Source organism: Rhizobacter sp. OV335 (genome assembly GCF_900142965.1).
In the GTDB taxonomy this organism is placed as follows: Bacteria; Pseudomonadota; Gammaproteobacteria; order Burkholderiales; family Burkholderiaceae_C; genus Rhizobacter.
Map to the genome: position 1 here is coordinate 262,423 of NZ_FRCQ01000005.1, position 16,664 is coordinate 279,086.

At 68.5% G+C, this 16,664-nt stretch carries 15 protein-coding genes and 2 tRNA genes; 12 read left to right on the forward strand and 5 right to left on the reverse strand.

Annotated features, from left to right (window positions below; all coding sequences use genetic code 11):
- The first annotated feature begins 8 nt into the window (after positions 1-8).
- The 6 genes from hflK to BUE42_RS08010 are packed head-to-tail and all read left to right on the forward strand — an operon-like array spanning position 9 to position 5,637.
- Positions 9-1,343 carry an FtsH protease activity modulator HflK gene (hflK, locus tag BUE42_RS07985; protein WP_083613973.1) on the forward strand — a complete coding sequence of 445 codons (1,335 nt, stop codon included), beginning with the start codon at positions 9-11 and terminating at the stop codon, positions 1,341-1,343.
- A gap of 33 nt (positions 1,344-1,376) precedes the next feature.
- The gene (gene hflC, locus BUE42_RS07990; protein ID WP_073464059.1) at positions 1,377-2,306 is read left to right on the forward strand and encodes a protease modulator HflC; all 930 of its coding nucleotides are present in this window, start codon (positions 1,377-1,379) and stop codon (positions 2,304-2,306) included.
- 12 nt (positions 2,307-2,318) lie between these two features.
- Complete coding sequence (locus BUE42_RS07995; RefSeq protein WP_073464060.1) at positions 2,319-2,507, forward strand: DUF2065 domain-containing protein; 189 nt, start codon at positions 2,319-2,321, stop codon at positions 2,505-2,507.
- A gap of 46 nt (positions 2,508-2,553) precedes the next feature.
- Positions 2,554-3,720 (forward strand): ATP phosphoribosyltransferase regulatory subunit, encoded by a 1,167-nt coding sequence (locus tag BUE42_RS08000; protein WP_073464061.1) that lies wholly within the window; start codon positions 2,554-2,556, stop codon positions 3,718-3,720.
- A 46-nt stretch (positions 3,721-3,766) separates the two neighbouring features.
- Complete coding sequence (locus tag BUE42_RS08005; RefSeq protein WP_073464062.1) at positions 3,767-5,098, forward strand: adenylosuccinate synthase; 1,332 nt, start codon at positions 3,767-3,769, stop codon at positions 5,096-5,098.
- Positions 5,099-5,115: 17 nt separating this feature from the next.
- On the forward strand, positions 5,116-5,637 hold the full coding sequence (locus BUE42_RS08010; RefSeq protein WP_073464129.1) for a phosphoribosyltransferase: 522 nt from the start codon (positions 5,116-5,118) through the stop codon (positions 5,635-5,637).
- Between the two features lie 87 nt (positions 5,638-5,724).
- Here BUE42_RS08010 and BUE42_RS08015 read toward each other — a convergent pair.
- Positions 5,725-5,809, reverse strand: a tRNA-Leu gene (locus tag BUE42_RS08015).
- A 135-nt stretch (positions 5,810-5,944) separates the two neighbouring features.
- Positions 5,945-6,029: transfer RNA gene (locus BUE42_RS08020), tRNA-Leu, on the reverse strand.
- 25 nt (positions 6,030-6,054) lie between these two features.
- Between BUE42_RS08020 and rnr the strand changes: the two genes are divergently transcribed.
- Complete coding sequence (gene rnr, locus BUE42_RS08025) at positions 6,055-8,298, forward strand: ribonuclease R (protein WP_235002186.1); 2,244 nt, start codon at positions 6,055-6,057, stop codon at positions 8,296-8,298.
- Positions 8,299-8,307: 9 nt separating this feature from the next.
- Here the strand turns inward: rnr and BUE42_RS08030 are convergent, their stop codons facing one another.
- The 3 genes from BUE42_RS08030 to BUE42_RS08040 are packed head-to-tail and all read right to left on the reverse strand — an operon-like array spanning position 8,308 to position 12,503.
- A complete protein-coding gene (locus tag BUE42_RS08030; RefSeq protein ID WP_073464064.1) occupies positions 8,308-9,804 on the reverse strand; it encodes a bifunctional ADP-dependent NAD(P)H-hydrate dehydratase/NAD(P)H-hydrate epimerase in 1,497 nt (498 codons plus the stop codon).
- A 9-nt stretch (positions 9,805-9,813) separates the two neighbouring features.
- Complete coding sequence (locus BUE42_RS08035) at positions 9,814-11,151, reverse strand: FAD-dependent oxidoreductase (RefSeq protein WP_073464065.1); 1,338 nt, start codon at positions 11,149-11,151, stop codon at positions 9,814-9,816.
- Complete coding sequence (locus BUE42_RS08040) at positions 11,151-12,503, reverse strand: amidase (protein ID WP_073464066.1); 1,353 nt, start codon at positions 12,501-12,503, stop codon at positions 11,151-11,153. The genes BUE42_RS08035 and BUE42_RS08040 overlap by 1 nt, the downstream gene beginning before the upstream one ends.
- Before the next feature lie 194 nt (positions 12,504-12,697).
- Between BUE42_RS08040 and rpsB the strand changes: the two genes are divergently transcribed.
- From rpsB to uppS, 5 genes are all read left to right on the forward strand, one after another.
- Complete coding sequence (gene rpsB / locus BUE42_RS08045) at positions 12,698-13,444, forward strand: 30S ribosomal protein S2 (RefSeq protein ID WP_073464067.1); 747 nt, start codon at positions 12,698-12,700, stop codon at positions 13,442-13,444.
- A 122-nt stretch (positions 13,445-13,566) separates the two neighbouring features.
- Positions 13,567-14,484 carry a translation elongation factor Ts gene (gene tsf, locus BUE42_RS08050; protein WP_073464068.1) on the forward strand — a complete coding sequence of 306 codons (918 nt, stop codon included), beginning with the start codon at positions 13,567-13,569 and terminating at the stop codon, positions 14,482-14,484.
- 101 nt (positions 14,485-14,585) lie between these two features.
- Positions 14,586-15,296, forward strand: a complete 711-nt coding sequence (pyrH, locus tag BUE42_RS08055) for a UMP kinase (protein WP_073464069.1) — start codon at positions 14,586-14,588, stop codon at positions 15,294-15,296.
- Between the two features lie 18 nt (positions 15,297-15,314).
- Complete coding sequence (frr, locus tag BUE42_RS08060) at positions 15,315-15,875, forward strand: ribosome recycling factor (protein ID WP_073464070.1); 561 nt, start codon at positions 15,315-15,317, stop codon at positions 15,873-15,875.
- A 10-nt stretch (positions 15,876-15,885) separates the two neighbouring features.
- On the forward strand, positions 15,886-16,662 hold the full coding sequence (uppS, locus tag BUE42_RS08065) for a polyprenyl diphosphate synthase (protein ID WP_073464071.1): 777 nt from the start codon (positions 15,886-15,888) through the stop codon (positions 16,660-16,662).
- Positions 16,663-16,664: the final 2 nt, after the last annotated feature.

Consider the following 16,664-nt stretch of genomic DNA (forward strand, 5'->3'; position numbering starts at 1 on the left):
ACATGACCATGAGCCCCATCCCCCCTCTGCCTGCCGCCGGCCCCGCCTCGCAGGTTCGTGACGTGGCGCAGGCAGTCAAGGCCTTGCTGTCCGGTCTGGGCAACGCCGCCTTCGCACGCTTGCCCGGTGTGCGTTCCGGCGTCCAGGCCCCGGTGCTGAACAGCGGCGGCCGCGGCGACGGCCCGCCCGACCTCGACGAGCTGTGGCGCGATTTCAACCGCAAGCTGAGCGGCTTGTTCGGCGGCAAGGGCGGTTCGCGTTCGAACGGTTCGGGCGGTGGTGGTGGCGGCAACGGCGGCGGTCCCGACATGCGCAGCGCCGGCATCGGCGTCGGCCTGGTCGCCGGCGTCGTCGTGCTGATCTGGGCCTTCAGCGGCTTCTTCATCGTGCAGGAAGGCCAGCAGGCGGTCGTCACCTCGTTCGGCAAGTACAGCCACACCGTCGACGCCGGCTTCACCTGGCGCTTCCCGTACCCGTTCCAGGCGCACGAGACCGTGCCGGTCACGCAGCTGCGCACCAAGGAGATCGGCCGCAGCAACGTGGTGCAGGCCACCGGGCTGCGCGACTCGTCGATGCTGACGCAGGACGAGAACATCATCGACATCCGCTTCAGCGTGCAATACCGGCTGAAGGACGCGCGCTCGTACCTGTACGAGAACCGCAACCCCGATGACATCGTCGTCGAGCAGGCGGCCGAATCGGCGGTGCGCGAGATCGTCGGCAAGGCGAACATGGACTCGGTGCTGTACGAGCAGCGCGACGCGATCGCGATCGACCTCGTCAAATTGATCCAGACCCAGCTCGACCGGCTGCGCACCGGCATCCTGATCGTCAACGTCAACGTGCAGAGCGTGCAGGCGCCGGAGCAGGTGCAGACCGCGTTCGACGACGCGTTCCGCGCCGGTGCCGACCGTGAACGCGCGAAGAACGAGGCGCAGGCCTATGCGAACGACGTGATCCCGAAGGCGCAAGGCACGGCCGCACGGTTGCGCGAGGAGGCCGAGGCCTACAAGGCCCGCGTCGTCGCGACGGCCGATGGCGATGCGCAACGCTTCAACCAGGTGTTCACCGAGTACCAGAAGGCGCCCGGCGTCACGCGCGACCGCATGTACATCGACACGATGCGGCAGGTCTATTCGAGTGTCAGCAAGGTGATGGTCGACACGCGCGACAACTCCAACCTGCTGTACCTGCCACTCGACAAGCTGATGCAGCAGGTGGGTGGTGCGGTGCCGGCCGCGGTGGCGCCGACGACGCCGACCGAAGCCCCCAGCAGCACCACCGGCAGCGTGGACATCCGCTCGCGCGACGGCCAACGCAGCCGCGACCGCGACGGCCGCTGATCCGACGGCGAAGAGAACCGCAGAAAGCTCACCATGAATCGACTCGCCATGCTCGTCGCCGGTGCCTTGGTGGCACTGATGCTGCTGTCCTCCGTCCTGTTCATCGTCGACCAGCGCCAGTTCGCGGTCATCTATGCGCTGGGCGAGATCAAGGAAGTCATCTCCGAACCGGGCCTGAAGGCCAAGCTGCCGCCGCCGCTGCAGAACGTCGTCTTCCTCGACCGCCGCGTGCAGACGCTCGACAGCCCGGAGACGCGTCCGATCTTCACCGCCGAGAAGAAGAGCCTGGTCATCGACTGGCTGGTCAAGTGGCGCGTGATCGATCCGAAGCAGTTCATCCGCAACAACGGCACCGACATGCGCAATGTCGAGAACCGGCTGAGCCCGATCGTGCAGGCCGCCTTCAACGAAGAGGTGACCAAGCGCACGGTGCAGGCGATGCTCGCGACCGACCGCGATCGCGTGATGCAGGGCGTGCGTGTGCGCCTGACCGACGAGGCGAAGGCCTTCGGCATCGAGATCATCGACGTGCGCATCAAGCGCGTCGATTTCTCGGCCAACGTGACCAGCTCGGTCTACAGCCGGATGGAATCGGAACGCAAGCGCGTGGCCAACGAGCTGCGCTCGACCGGCTCGGCCGAAGGCGAGAAGATCCGCGCCGATGCCGATCGCCAGCGCGAGGTGATCGTCGCCGAGGCTTATCGCGATGCCCAGAAGGTGCAGGGCGACGGCGATGCGAAGGCGTCGGCGATCTATGCCGAGTCGTTCGGCCGCGACCCGCAGTTCGCCCAGTTCTACCGCAGCCTCGAGGCCTACCGCGCGACCTTCCGCAGCAAGTCCGACGTGATGGTGATCGATCCGTCGGGCGAGTTCTTCAAGGCGATGCGCGGCCCCGGCCGCGAGTCGGCCGCGTCGCCGGCCCGGACCAAGAAGCACGCTGCCTCTGCTGCCGCTGCCGAGTGATCCCCGCGCCTCATGTGGGACACCCTGCTGGCCGCGCTGGCGCTGATGCTCGTGCTCGAAGGTGCGCTGCCGTTCCTGAGCCCCGGCGCATGGCGGCGCGTGTTCGAGCGGGCGACCCGGCTGTCTGACGGGCAGATCCGATTCATCGGCCTGAGCAGCATGCTCGCCGGATTGATCGCGCTTTACCTCTGCCTGGGTTGACGTAGCCCCACGTACAATCCTGTTTTTAAATCCCCCGGTGATTTTTATGTCGTCTGCTTGGCTTCTGCCCGAGCACATCGCCGACGTCCTGCCTGCGCAGGCACGGCGCATCGAGGATCTGCGCCGAGACCTGCTCGACGGGGCTCGCAGCTATGGTTTCGAGCTGGTGATGCCGCCGCTGCTGGAGCACATCGAATCGCTGCTGTCGGGCACCGGTCGCGAACTCGACCTGAAGACCTTCAAGCTGATCGACCAGCTCAGCGGCCGCACGATCGGCGTGCGCGCCGACACCACGCCGCAGGTCGCGCGCATCGACGCCCACCTGCTGAACCGCCAGGGCGTGGCCCGGCTGTGCTACTGCGGACCGGTGCTGCACACCCGCCCGGCCGGGCTGCACGTGACGCGTGAGCCGCTGCAGTTCGGTGCCGAGATCTACGGGCACCGCGGCCTCGAGGCCGACCTCGAAGTCCAGGAACTCGCGCTCGACCTGCTGCAGCGCGCCGGCGCGAGCCAGCTGACGCTCGACATGGGCGACGCGCGCATCGTGCGCGCGCTGCTGGCTGACAGCGGGCTGCCGGCGGCGGCGGTCGCCGCGCTGTATGCGGCACTCGCCGCCAAGGACCAGCCCGCCGTGGCCGAGCTCACGGCCACGCTGCCGCAGCCGTCGCGCAACGGCCTGCTGGCCCTGCTGCGCCTCTACGGCGGCGACGAGGTGCTGGCCGCGGCGCGCATGCAGTTGCCCGCGCTGCCGATGCTCACCGCGGCGCTCGACGACCTGCAGTGGCTCACGCAGCACCTGAAGCAGGCGCACCCGGGCGTGCGCATCGGCTTCGACCTGGCCGACCTGGGCGGCTACGACTACTACAGCGGCGCGCGCTTCGCGGTGTATGCCGCCGGCTCCAGCGACGCGGTGGCGCGCGGCGGCCGCTACGACGAGGTCGGTGCGGTGTTCGGGCGCACCCGCCCGGCGGTCGGCTTCAGCCTGATCGACCTGAAGGAGCTGGTGCTGCTCGCGCCGCCCCGGGCGATGCGCCCGGCGATCCGCGCGCCCTGGGGCGAGGATGCGGCGCTGCGCGCCGCGATCCGGCAACTGAGGGAGCAGGGCGAGTCGGTCGTCTGCATCCTGCCGGGGCATGAACACGAAGGCCAGGAATTCGACTGCGACCGCGAACTGGTCGCGCAGGCCGGCCAGTGGCAGGTGCGAGCGCTCTGACGCCGCCTGCCGCCCCACCCCATTCAAGACATTGGACAGGACAGACATGGAACAGACACGCGGCGGCCACAACGTGGTCGTGGTCGGCACCCAGTGGGGCGACGAAGGCAAGGGCAAGGTGGTGGACTGGCTGACCGACCACGCGCAGGCGGTGGTGCGCTTCCAGGGCGGCCACAACGCCGGCCACACGCTGGTGATCAAGGGCGTGAAGACGGCGCTGCAGCTGATCCCGTCGGGCATCATGCGCGAGGGCGTGGCCTGCTACATCGGCAACGGCGTGGTGGTCGACCCGGTGCACCTGCTCGGCGAGATCGAGCGGCTGGAAGCGATCGGGCTCGAGGTGCGTTCGCGCCTGTTCATCAGCGAGTCCTGCCCGCTGATCCTGCCGTTCCACGTCGAGGTCGACAAGGCGCGCGAGGCGCTGCGCGAGAGCAGCGGTGCCGGCAAGATCGGCACCACCGGCAAGGGGATCGGCCCGGCCTATGAAGACAAGGTGGCGCGCCGCGCGCTGCGCGTGCAGGACCTGAAGCACCCCGACCGCTTCGCGAAGAAGCTGCGCGATCTGCTGGAGCTGCACAACTTCGCGCTGGGCGGCTACCTGAAGTCGAAGCCGCTCGAGTTCCAGCCGATCTTCGACCTGGCGATGAAGGTCGCCGAGCAGTTGAAGCCGATGCTGGCTGACGTCGGCTACACGCTGTTCACGAAGCACCGCGAGGGCGCCAACATCCTGTTCGAAGGCGCGCAAGGCACGCTGCTCGACATCGACCACGGCACCTACCCGTACGTCACGTCCAGCAACTGTGTCGCCGGCAATGCGGCGGCAGGCGCCGGCGTCGGGCCGGACCTGCTGCACTACATCCTCGGCATCACGAAGGCCTACACGACGCGCGTGGGCAGCGGGCCGTTCCCGACCGAGCTCGACATGAGCGAACCCGGCACGGTCGGCCACCACCTGTCGACCGTCGGCCAGGAGCGCGGCACCGTCACCGGCCGCCCGCGCCGCTGCGGCTGGCTCGATGCCGCGCTGCTGAAGCGCTCGATGATCATCAACGGCATCTCGGGCCTGTGCATCACCAAGCTCGACGTGCTCGATGGCCTGCCGGAGATCAAGGTCTGCGTCGGCTACGAACTCGGTGGCAAGCGCATCGACATCCTGCCGCTGGATGCCGACGACATCGAAGCCTGCCAACCGATCTACGACACCTTCCCGGGCTGGACCGAGCGCACCGCCGGCATCACGCAATGGGATGCGCTGCCGCTGAACGCGCGGCGCTACCTGGAGCGGGTGCAGGAGTTCATCGGACGCCCGATCGACATGGTGTCGACCGGCCCCGACCGCGAGCACACGATCCTGCTGCGCCACCCCTATCAAGCCTGACGCCTGGAGCCTTGAACATGCTGACCGACGACGGCAAACACCTTTACGTGTCCTGGGACGAGTACCACATGCTGATCGAGCGCCTCGCGCTCAAGGTGCATGCCTCGGGCTGGGAGTTCGACCAGATCCTGTGCCTGGCGCGCGGCGGCATGCGACCGGGCGACGTGCTGTCGCGCGTGTTCGACAAGCCGCTGGGCATCATGTCGACGAGCTCGTACCGGGCCGAGGCCGGCACCATCCAGGGCCGGCTCGACATGGCGAAGTACATCACCCTGCCGAAGGGCGAGCTGGCCGGGCGCGTGCTGCTGGTCGATGACCTGGCGGATTCGGGCATCACGCTGCGCGCGGTGGTCGACCGGCTGCGTGGCATGCCGGCGATCGCTGAGTTGCGCTCGGCGGTGATCTGGACCAAGGGCGTGTCGAGCTACACGCCGGACTACTACGTCGAGCTGCTGCCGACGAGCCCGTGGATCCACCAGCCGTTCGAGGAGTACGACGAACTCCGCCCCGACGGCCTCGCCAAGAAGTTCGCGATTTGACGAGACCCATCGAGTCGATCGCACAAAGCAAAAAGCCAGCACGATGTGCTGGCTTTGCTTGTTCCTTCGAAACCGATCTTTCGATCGTGGTGCCCAGGAGAGGACTCGAACCTCCACGGAGTTACCCGCTAGTACCTGAAACTAGTGCGTCTACCAATTCCGCCACCTGGGCATCTCAGGAAGCCTGCGACTATAGCATGAGCATTTACGCTCTCTTCAGTTGCAGGCAACAATCGCTCTCACAAAAGCAAAAGGCCAACACGTTGGTGCTGGCCTTCTCAAAATTCCCGCATTTATTGATTATTCTTGGTGCCCAGGAGAGGACTCGAACCTCCACGGAGTTACCCGCTAGTACCTGAAACTAGTGCGTCTACCAATTCCGCCACCTGGGCATTTCAGGAAGTCTTGGACTATATCATCAAAAACAACAACTTCTCCAATGCAGCGCCGGTCAGCAACGAACTGATGAGCGAAGTCGAGGGCACGGTGCAAGGGCACCGCGACGGTCACGGATTCCTGGTCCGCGACGACCGACAGCCCGATCTCTACCTCTCGCCGCAGGAAATGCGCGCGGTGCTGCACCGCGACCGCGTGAAGGCGCGCGTGATCCGCTACGACCGCAAGGGCCGGCCCGAGGGCCGCGTGCTCGAGATCATCGAGCGCAAGAAGGCGCCGATCATCGGCCGGCTGCTGCACGAGAGCGGCATCTGGCTGGTCGCCCCCGAAGACAAGCGCTACGGCCAGGACATCATGGTCCCGAAGAACGCGATCGCGAATGCGACCGCGGGGCAGGTGGTGGCGATCGAGCTGACCGAGCCGCCGTCGCTGTACTCGCAGCCGATGGGCCGCGTCACCGAGGTGCTCGGCGAGATCGACGACCCGGGCATGGAAATCGAGATCGCGGTGCGCAAGTACGAGGTGCCGCACCGCTTCTCGCCCGAGACGCTGGCCCAAGCCGCGGGCCTGCCCGACAAGATCCGCGCGGTCGACCGCAAGGACCGCATCGACCTCACCGACGTCGCGCTGGTCACGATCGACGGCGAGGACGCGCGCGACTTCGACGACGCGGTGTACTGCGAGCCGGTCAAGCTCGGCCGCGGCAAGGCCGCCTTCGACGGCTGGCGGCTGGTCGTCGCGATCGCCGACGTGAGCCACTACGTGAAGCCGAACGAGCCGATCGACGAGGACGCCTACGAGCGCGCCACCTCGGTCTACTTCCCGCGGCGCGTGATTCCGATGCTGCCGGAGAAGCTGTCGAACGGCCTGTGCTCGCTGAACCCGAACGAGGACCGCCTCGCGATGGTCTGCGACATGCTGATCACGGCCGGCGGCGAGATTCACGCCTATCAGTTCTTCCCGGCGGTGATCTGCTCGCAGGCGCGCTTCACCTACAACGAGGTCGCCGCGATCCTCGGCAACACGCGCGGCCCCGAGGCGGCGCGCCGCAAGGATCTGGTGCCGCACCTGCTGCACCTGCACGAGGTGTACCGCGCGCTGCTGAAGGAGCGCGCCAGGCGCGGCGCGGTCGACTTCGAGACCACCGAGACGCAGATCGTCTGCGACGACAACGGCCGCATCGAGAAGATCGTGCCGCGCACGCGCACCGAGGCGCACAAGCTGATCGAGGAGGCGATGCTCGCCGCCAACGTCTGCTCGGCCGATTTCATCGCGCAGCACAAGCACCCGTCGCTGTACCGCGTGCACGAGGGCCCGACGCCCGAGAAGAAGACGCTGCTGCAGAACTACCTGAAGGCGCTGGGCCTGGGCTTGAGCGTCAGCGACGACCCGAAGCCGGGCGAGTTCCAGGCGATCGCCGCGGCCACCAAGGATCGGCCGGACGCGATGCAGATCCACACGATGCTGCTGCGCTCGATGCAGCAGGCGATCTACACGCCGATCAACAGCGGCCACTTCGGCCTCGCGTACGAGGCCTACACGCACTTCACGAGCCCGATCCGCCGCTACCCCGACCTGCTGGTGCACCGCGTGATCAAGGCGCTGCTGCACGGCAGGCGCTACAGCATCGTGACCGGCGCGGTCGAGCCGGCCTCGAAGGCCAAGCGCGGGGCGCACACCGAGGAAGAGACCTGGGAGGCCGCGGGCACGCATTGCAGCGCGAACGAACGCCGTGCCGACGAGGCCTCGCGCGATGTCGAGGCCTGGCTCAAGTGCCGCTTCATGCGCGAGCACCTCGGCGAGGAATACGGCGGAACCGTCACGGCCGTCACCAGCTTCGGGCTGTTCGTCACGCTCGACGGCCTGTACGTCGAAGGCCTGATCCACATCACCGAACTGGGTGGCGAGTACTTCAAGTTCGACGAGGCGCGCCAGGAACTGCGCGGCGAGCGCTCGGGGGTTCGCTACACCGTCGGCGCGCGAGTGCGGGTGCAGGTCAGCCGCGTCGACCTCGACGGCCGCAAGATCGACTTCCGCATGGTGCACGAAGGCACCGACGACGGCATTCCCGCGCGTCCGCGCAAGGTGGTCGACAAGACCGGCGGCGCGGCGGCCGAGCTGGCGTCCGTGAAGGGCGCGGACCGCGCGGCCAAGGCCGGGACCAAGGCGGCCAAGAGCAGGGCGCCGCATCCGGTGCGGGCGGCCAAGTCGGCGGCCCGCAAGGGCAGCGGCAAGACGGCGGCGAAGACGCCGCGCCGACGCTGAGGATTTGAGTCAGCCCCGCCGCAGTTGCGCGTGCAGCGCGGCGATCAGGTCCGACGCCCGCAGCGGCGTCGTCGGCGACAGATCGGCCGCGAGGCCGTGCTGCCACGCGGCTGCGCTCGTTATCTGCTGGGTGTCGGCCGTCGACGATGCATGCGCCGTTGACCAGCGCCCGCCGATCCAGCCGGCGAGGACGTCGCCGGTGCCGGCGGTGGCCAACGCGGCGTTGCCGGTCGGGTTGATCAGTGGCACGCAAGCTGGTGCCGCGATCACGCTGCCGGATCCCTTCAGCAGCACGACGGCTGTAAGGTCGTCGGCCAATGTCTGCGCGGCGCGCAAGCGGTCGGCTTGCACGCTCGCGGTGTTGCTGCTGAGCAGCCGCGCCGCTTCCAGCGGATGCGGTGTCAGCACGGTGGGCCTGCCGCTGCGGCCGCGCGCGATCAGCAGTTGCCGCAGGCTGTTGTCGGCCGCGACCGCGTTCAGTGCATCGGCGTCCAGCACCAACCGACCGGCCAGGCTGATCACCCGTGGCAACACGGCACGCACCGCATCGCCGCCGCCACAGCCGCAGACCACGGTGGCCTCGCGCAGCAGGTCGTGCTGCCACAGCGCGCGGCGGATCATCAGTTCCGGATGCTCGCCATCGAGTGCCGGGCCGGTGTCGTCGAGAAAACTCAGGTAGGTGCGGCCGGCGCCGGCGGCATGCCCGGCGCGCGCGGCCAGCAAGGCTGCGCCCGCCATGCCAGGTGCGCCGCCGATCACGACCAGGTCGCCGAAGCTGCCCTTGTGCTGCGCGTGCGCGCGCTGCCAGCCGGCAGGCGAGGGCGGCGCAATGAGCCAGGCGTCGACCGGCCCCGGGTCGACACCGAGATCGTCGAGCCAGGCTTCGCCACAGTGATCACGCCCGTGGCCGGTGAACAGCCCGGGCTTCAGCGTCAGCAGCGACAGCGTGTGCGTCGCCGTCACGCACGCGTCGCCGTGCGGCTGTCCGGTGTCCGCGTCGAGGCCGGACGGCACGTCGATCGCGAGCACCGGGCAGGCGAGGGCGTTCAGCGCGTCGATGAGGATCGCGAGCCGACCCTCGGGCGCGCGGCTCGCACCGATGCCGAGCAGCGCGTCGAGCGCGAGGTCGCCCGCGCGGCCGAAGCCGGCGGGCGCCTGGTCGACCCAGTGCAGGTCTTCGGCGAGCGCCAGCGCATGGGCCTGCTTCGCATCGCCGCGCAACTGTGCGGCATCGCCCGCCAGCGTCACGAAGGTCTCGATGCCGGCCCGGCGCAGCGCGATGGCGGCGACCAGCCCGTCACCGCCGTTGTTGCCGGGGCCGGCCACCACCCACACCCGCCGCGTGTGCGGCGCGAGCGCTCGGGCAAGGCGCGCCACCGCGTCGCCCGCGCGTTGCATCAGCGTGAACGGCGGCAGCGACTGCAGTGCCGCGCCTTCGATCTCCCGCGTGCGAGCCAGCCCGTGCAGCGGCCACGGCGCGGGGGTGGCGTGGATGCGCTGCAGCATCGCGATCGGTCAGCGCCGCAGGCGCTCGATGCCGAGGCCGTCGACGTCGATCGCCGGCGCGCGCTGCGCGACCTGGTCGGCGAGCACGCGGGCCGAGCCGCACGCGAGCGCCCAGCCGCTGGAGCCGTGGCCGAGGTTCAGCCAGATGCCGGCCAGCCCGCTCGCGCCCAGCACCGGCGGCCCGTCGGGCAGCATCGGCCGCGCGCCTTTCCAGCGCTGCGCCTGGCTCATGCGCGCTGCCCCCGGGAACCAGTCGTTCAGCACCTTGTACAAGGTGTCGAGCGAGCCCTTGTTCATCGCCTGCGGCGAGCCGCCCAGCTCGGCGCTACCGGCCACCCGCACGCGGGCGCCCATGCGGCTGACGGCCACCTTGTAGCGCTCGTCCATCAGCGCCGAGCGCGGGCCGACATCGGGGTGGGCCTCGTGGTGGCGCAGCGGCGCCGTCACCGAATAGCCGTAGACCGGTGCGAGCGGCAGGCGCAGGCCGTGCGGCGACAGCAGCTCCGGCGCGCCCATCGCGGCGCACACGACGATCGCGTCGAAGCTCAGCGTCTGCGATTCGGCGATCGCCGGCGGCGTGCTGCGGCGGCCGCTGTCGCTGGTCGGCGTCGCGAGCGTCGACTCCTCGGCCGACAACTGCAGGTGCGTGAGCTGCGGCCGCAGCCCGGGCTCGATGCGGCTGACGGTGGAGTGGAAGTTGAAGCGTGCGCCCAGGCGCTGCGCCTCGGCGCGCATCAGCCCGGCGAACTGGCGGCAGTTGCCGACCTCGTCGTTCGGCAGGTACAGGCCGCCGTGCAGCGGCGTGTCGGGGTTCAGGCCGGGCTCGACGCGGCGGCATTGCGCGGCATCGAGCGTCTCGAAGCGGATGCCCAGGTCGTGCAGCATCGCGATGCCGGGCTGCGCGTGCGCGGCGTCGCGCGCGCTGCGCCACAGCACGAGGTAGCCGTCGGTGCGCTCGTACTCGAGCTGCAGCGTGGCCGTCAGCTTGTGCAGGCGGTCGCGGCTGAACAGCGCCAGCCGCTGCATGCGCGTGCGGTTGGCGCGGAAGCTGTGCAGGCTGCTGGCGCGCCACCAGCGCCAGATCCAGCCGAGCGTCGCCAGGTCGAGCGACGGGTTCACGCGCACCGGCGAATGCTTGCTGAACAGGTGGCGCAGCACCTTGCCCGGCATGCCCGGCGCGGCCCACGGCGTCACGTAGCCGGGGGCGATCACGCCGGCGTTCGCGAAGCTGGTTTCGGCGGCCACGCTGCCGCGGCGTTCGAACACCGTAACGTCATGGCCGTCGGCGGCCAGTTCATAGGCGGACGTGACGCCGACGATGCCGGCGCCGATCACGGCGACGCGCATCAGGCGGCCTCCGCGTCGGACAGCGCGCGCTCGATCGCGAGCGAGGCGTCGAGCACGGTGTCGTCGCGCAACGCGCTGCTCCACACCATCAGGCCGACCGGCAGCTCGCCGGCACGCTGGCAGGGCAGCGACAGCGCGCAGCCGTCGAGCATGTTGATGACCGACGGGTTGCGCAGCAGGCGCGCATTGGTCGAGAAGAAGGCGTCGTCGCTGTGCAGGTCGGCCACCAGCGGCGCGAGCATCGGCACGGTGGGGCTCAGCAGCGCGTCGAACGGCGCGAGCCGCGGTGTCATGCGGGCGATCCAGTCGGCGCGGGCTTTCAGCACGGCGATGTAGTCGGCGGCGCTCATGCGCTCGCCACGGCGGATGCGCAGCGCGACGCGCGGGTCGTAGTCGGCTTCGCGTGCGGTCAGCAGCGAGCGGTGCCAGGCCCAGCTCTCGGCGGCGGGCAGGCCGCCGGCGGCATTGATCGCGGCCAGTTCGTCGACCTCGGGCAGCGCGATCTCGTGCAGGCGGGCACCGGCGCGGCGCAGCGTCGCGAGGCTGCGTTCGAAGGCCGAGGCGACGGCTGCGTCGAGGCCGTCGAGGAAGGCGCCGCCGGGCACGGCCAGCGTCAGCGCGGCGACCGGCCGTTGCGCCAGCACGACGCGGCGCGCGGCCAGGATTTCATGCAGCAGCACCGCATCGCGCACCGAGCGGGTGATCGCGCTGGCCGTGTCGAGCGAGGTCGACAGCGGGATCGCGCCGTCGAGCGGCGTCAGGCGCGCGGTGTTCTTGAAGCCGACCAGGCCTTGCAGCGCCGCCGGGATGCGGATCGAGCCGCCGGTGTCGGAGCCGAGCGCGGCCCAGGCGGCGCCGCTCGCGACCGAGGTCGCACCGCCCGAGGTCGAGCCGCCGGGAATGCGCGGCGGTGTATCGAGCACGGCGGTGGCTGCATTCAGCGGCGTGCCGTGGTGCGGGTTGATGCCGACGCCGGAGAACGCGAACTCGGTCAGGTTCGTGTGGCCGACCAGCGCGGCGCCGGCGGCTCGCAGGCGCGAGACGGCGCTGCAGTCGCGCGTGGCAGGCTGCGCGTCGGCGAGGGCGCGCGAGCCGCCGGTTGTCGGATGGCCCGCCACGTCGAACAGGTCCTTGATGCTGACGGCCAGGCCCGCGAGCGGCGGTAGCGGCAGGCCGGCCGCGGCCTGCGCGTCGATGCCGGCCGCGACGGCCTGCGTGCCGGCGAAGCGTCGGATGAACGTGTGCCGGTTGACGGGGCGGTCGGCGGCGGCCTGGCTGCGCGCGAGGGCGTCGACAGCGGTCGAGCGACGCTGCTGGATGTCGCTGACGGCAGCGGTGAGGTCAAGAGGCATGGGGAGGGGAGGGGGCCGTGCTACACTCTACGGGTTTATCTGAATGCACTTCTTCACTCATACCGAGAGAGGGTGGTGCAGCAGAAAACAAATCGCGAATCCGGCTGTTGAAAGGTGTTGCGAAGGCAGATGTCACTCGGTGACAAGACCCTTGCAATTCGAGACGGATTCTAGAACCAACCTTTGGAGTTCACATGACCATCACCATGCGTGAGATGCTGGAAGCCGGCGTCCATTTCGGCCACCAAACCCGCTTCTGGAACCCGAAGATGGCTCCGTACATCTACGGCCATCGCAACAAGATCCACATCATCAACCTCGAGAAGACGCAGCCGCTCTTCAACGACGCGTTGAAATTCATCCGCCAGCTGGCAGCACGCCGCGGCACCATCCTGATGATCGGCACCAAGCGCCAGGCTCGCGACGTCATCGCGATGGAAGCCCGCCGCGCCGGAATGCCCTTCGTCGACCAGCGCTGGCTGGGCGGCATGATGACCAACTTCAAGACGGTCAAGGGCTCGCTGAAGAAGCTGAAGGACATGCAGGCTCAGATCGAAGCCGGCACCGAGATCCGCATCAAGAAGGAAGCGCTGATGTTCCAGCGCGACCTGGCCAAGCTCGAGAAGGACATCGGCGGCATCCAGGACATGAACGCGCTGCCTGACGCGATGTTCGTGATCGACGTCGGCTACCACAAGATCGCCGTCGCCGAAGCCAAGAAGCTCGGCATCCCGGTGATCGGCATCGTCGACTCGAACCACTCGCCCGAAGGCATCGACTACGTGATCCCCGGCAACGACGACTCGTCGAAGGCCGTGGCGCTGTACGCCAAGGCGGTGGCCGATGCCATCATCGACGGCCGCGCGAACGCGACCAACGAAGTGGTGCAAGCCGTTTCGGCCGAGGGCGATGAGTTCGTGGAAGTCAGCGAAAACGCCTGATCACGACGCCCCTGCGCGCTGAAAGGCGAGCACACAAAGGGGCTTTACAGCCCCTTTTTTTCAACCCGAGATGATTCAGGCGCCCGGCCTCCGGCGGGGCGTCCAGCAAACGGAGATTCAAGATGGCTGCAATCACTGCAAGCATGGTCGGCGAACTGCGCGCGAAGACCGACGCCCCGATGATGGAATGCAAGAAGGCGCTGACGGAAGCCGGCGGCGACATGGAAAAGGCCGAAGAGCTGCTGCGCGTCAAGCTGGGCAGCAAGGCCGGCAAGGCCGCCTCGCGCGTCACCGCTGAAGGCGTGGTCACGGCCGCGGTCGTCGGCAGCGCCGGTGCGCTGGTCGAAGTCAACTGCGAGACCGACTTCACCTCGAAGAACGACATGTTCCTGAACTTCGCGAAGGCCTGCGCGCAGCTGGCCGCCGAGAAGAACCCGGCCGACCTGGCCGCGCTGGCCGCGCTGTCGTACTCGCAGGACGGCTACGGCCCGACGCTCGACGACGTCCGCAAGGGCCTGATCGGCACCATCGGCGAGAACATGACGATCCGCCGCTTCAAGCGCTATGAAGGCGCCAAGCTCGCGAGCTACCTGCACGGCACCCGCATCGGCGTGCTGGTCGAGTTCGACGGCGACGAGACCGCCGCCAAGGACGTCGCGATGCACATCGCCGCGATGAAGCCGGTGTCGCTCGCCTCGTCGGAAGTGCCGGCCGAGCTGATCGAGAAGGAACGTGCCGTGGCCGCCGGCAAGGCCGCCGAAGACGCGAAGGCCGCCGAAGCCGCCGGCAAGCCGGTGCAGTCGGCCGAGATCGTCACGAAGCGCATCGAAGGCTCGGTGCAGAAGTTCCTGAAGGAAGTCAGCCTGCTGAACCAGACCTTCGTCAAGAACGACAAGCAGACCGTCGAGCAGATGCTCAAGGGCGCGAACACGTCGGTCAAGGGCTTCACGCTGTACGTCGTCGGCGAAGGCATCGAGAAGAAGGTCGACGACTTCGCGGCCGAAGTGGCGGCGCAGGTCGCTGCTGCCAAGGGCGGCTGATCGCACAACGCGATTGAAACGGCGGGGCGCTCACGAGGCGCTCCGTCGCGATGGTTAGACTTCAGCGCCGCAAGGCCTGGCCAACACGGGGAGAAAATCGCATGCCGGCGTACAAGCGCATCCTGCTCAAGCTCTCGGGCGAGGCCCTGATGGGCGACGACGCCTACGGGATCAACCGCGCCACCATCGTTCGCATGGTGCGCGAGGTGCAAGAGGTCACGCAGCTCGGCTGCGAGGTCGCCGTCGTGATCGGCGGCGGCAACATCTTCCGCGGCGTGGCCGGTGGTGCGGTCGGCATGGACCGCGCGACCGCCGACTACATGGGCATGCTCGCCACGGTGATGAACTCGCTGGCGCTGGCCGACACGATGCGCCAGGAAGGCATGACGGCGCGCGTGATGTCGGCCATCAGCATCGAGCAGGTCGTCGAACCCTATGTGCGGCCGAAGGCCCTGCAGTACCTCGAGGAAGGCAAGGTCGTGATCTTCGCGGCCGGCACCGGCAACCCGTTCTTCACGACCGACACGGCCGCTGCGCTGCGCGGCGCCGAGATGGGCGCCGAGATCGTGCTGAAGGCGACCAAGGTCGACGGCGTCTACAGTGCCGACCCCAAGAAAGACCCGAGCGCGACGCGCTACAGTCAGATCAGTTTCGATGAGGCCATCACCCGCAACCTGCAGGTGCTGGATGCCACGGCGTTCGCACTGTGCCGCGACCAGAAGTTGCCGATCAAGGTGTTCAGCATCTTCAAGGCCGGCGCACTGAAGCGTGTGGTGATGGGTGAGGACGAGGGAACTCTCGTCCACGTATGAGCGTGTGAGGAAACCGACATGAGCATCGCCGACATCAAGAAGACGGCCGAGCAGAAGATGGGCCGGACGATCGAATCGTTCAAGGGTGAACTGCAGAAGATCCGCACCGGCCGGGCCCACCCCGGCCTGCTCGACCAGGTGCAGGTCGACTACTACGGCTCGATGCTGCCGATCAGCCAGGTCGCCAACGTGACCCTGCTGGACGCGCGCACGATCACCGTGCAGCCCTGGGAAAAGGGCATGGGCGCGAAGATCGAGAAGGCCATCCGCGAATCCGACCTGGGCCTGAACCCGTCGTCGCAGGGCGACCTGCTGCGCGTGCCGATGCCCGCGCTGACCGAAGAGCGCCGCCGCGACCTGACCAAGGTCGTGCGCAACGCCGGTGAAGACGCCAAGATCGCGGCGCGCAACCTGCGCCGCGATGCCAACGAGCACGCGAAGAAGCTGCTGAAGGACAAGGAGATCACCGAAGACGACGAGCGCCGCTCGCTCGACGAGGTGCAGAAGCTGACCGACCGCACGATCGCCGAGATCGATCGGCTGATTGCCGGCAAAGAAGCGGAGATCATGGCCGTCTGACGACGTGGCCATGAACACCAGCATCGTTTCTTCTCTTTTTTCCAGAGCGCCTGCCGTGGAAGCCGCCGCCCGCGTCCCGCGCCACGTGGCGATCGTGATGGACGGCAACGGCCGCTGGGCCAAGAAGCGGCTGATGCCGCGCTTCTTCGGCCACAAGCAGGGCGTCGATGCGCTGGTGCGCACCGTCGAGGCCTGCGCCGACCGCGGCATCGAGTACCTCACCGTGTTCGCGTTCTCGTCCGAGAACTGGAAGCGTCCGACCGAAGAGGTGTCGGGACTGATGAGCCTGGTGCTGGTCGCGGTGTCCAAGTACCTGGCCAAGCTGGCGGGCGAGGGCGTGCGCATCCGCATCGTCGGCGACCGCTCGCAGGTGTCCGACAAGGTGCGTGCCGCCTGGGACGAGGCCGAGCGCACCACCGCCGAGAACCGGCGCATCACGCTGTCGGTCGCGTTCAACTACGGCGGCCGCTGGGACGTCGTGCAGGCCTGCCAGCAGGCCATCGCCGCCGGCGTGCCGGCGCACGAGCTCGACGAAGCGAAGCTCGGCAGCTACATGGCGATGAACTTCGCGCCCGATCCCGATCTGTTCATCCGCACCGGCGGCGAGGTGCGCATCAGCAACTTCCTGCTGTGGCAGGTGGCGTACTCCGAGCTGGTGTTCAGCGAATGCCTGTGGCCGGAGTTCGGCGTCGCGCAGCTCGATGCCGCGCTCGCCGACTACGCGAGCCGCGACCGCCGCTTCGGCCGCGTCAACAGCGGCGACGTGACCGCCGAAGCGGGGGCCTGAGC

Excerpts from the sequence above, each read along its gene's own strand:
- pyrH (WP_073464069.1), top strand. The coding sequence starts at position 14,586 with ATGCCGGCGTACAAGCGCATCCTGCTCAAGCTCTCGGGCGAGGCCCTG.
- BUE42_RS08035 (WP_073464065.1), bottom strand. The coding sequence starts at position 11,151 with ATGCGCGTCGCCGTGATCGGCGCCGGCATCGTCGGCGTCACGTCCGCC.
- BUE42_RS08030 (WP_073464064.1), bottom strand. The coding sequence starts at position 9,804 with ATGCTGCAGCGCATCCACGCCACCCCCGCGCCGTGGCCGCTGCACGGG.
- hflK (WP_083613973.1), top strand. The coding sequence starts at position 9 with ATGAGCCCCATCCCCCCTCTGCCTGCCGCCGGCCCCGCCTCGCAGGTT.
- BUE42_RS08005 (WP_073464062.1), top strand. The coding sequence starts at position 3,767 with ATGGAACAGACACGCGGCGGCCACAACGTGGTCGTGGTCGGCACCCAG.
- BUE42_RS08040 (WP_073464066.1), bottom strand. The coding sequence starts at position 12,503 with ATGCCTCTTGACCTCACCGCTGCCGTCAGCGACATCCAGCAGCGTCGC.
- BUE42_RS08000 (WP_073464061.1), top strand. The coding sequence starts at position 2,554 with ATGTCGTCTGCTTGGCTTCTGCCCGAGCACATCGCCGACGTCCTGCCT.
- tsf (WP_073464068.1), top strand. The coding sequence starts at position 13,567 with ATGGCTGCAATCACTGCAAGCATGGTCGGCGAACTGCGCGCGAAGACC.
- hflC (WP_073464059.1), top strand. The coding sequence starts at position 1,377 with ATGAATCGACTCGCCATGCTCGTCGCCGGTGCCTTGGTGGCACTGATG.
- BUE42_RS08010 (WP_073464129.1), top strand. The coding sequence starts at position 5,116 with ATGCTGACCGACGACGGCAAACACCTTTACGTGTCCTGGGACGAGTAC.
- rpsB (WP_073464067.1), top strand. The coding sequence starts at position 12,698 with ATGACCATCACCATGCGTGAGATGCTGGAAGCCGGCGTCCATTTCGGC.
- frr (WP_073464070.1), top strand. The coding sequence starts at position 15,315 with ATGAGCATCGCCGACATCAAGAAGACGGCCGAGCAGAAGATGGGCCGG.
- BUE42_RS07995 (WP_073464060.1), top strand. The coding sequence starts at position 2,319 with ATGTGGGACACCCTGCTGGCCGCGCTGGCGCTGATGCTCGTGCTCGAA.
- uppS (WP_073464071.1), top strand. The coding sequence starts at position 15,886 with ATGAACACCAGCATCGTTTCTTCTCTTTTTTCCAGAGCGCCTGCCGTG.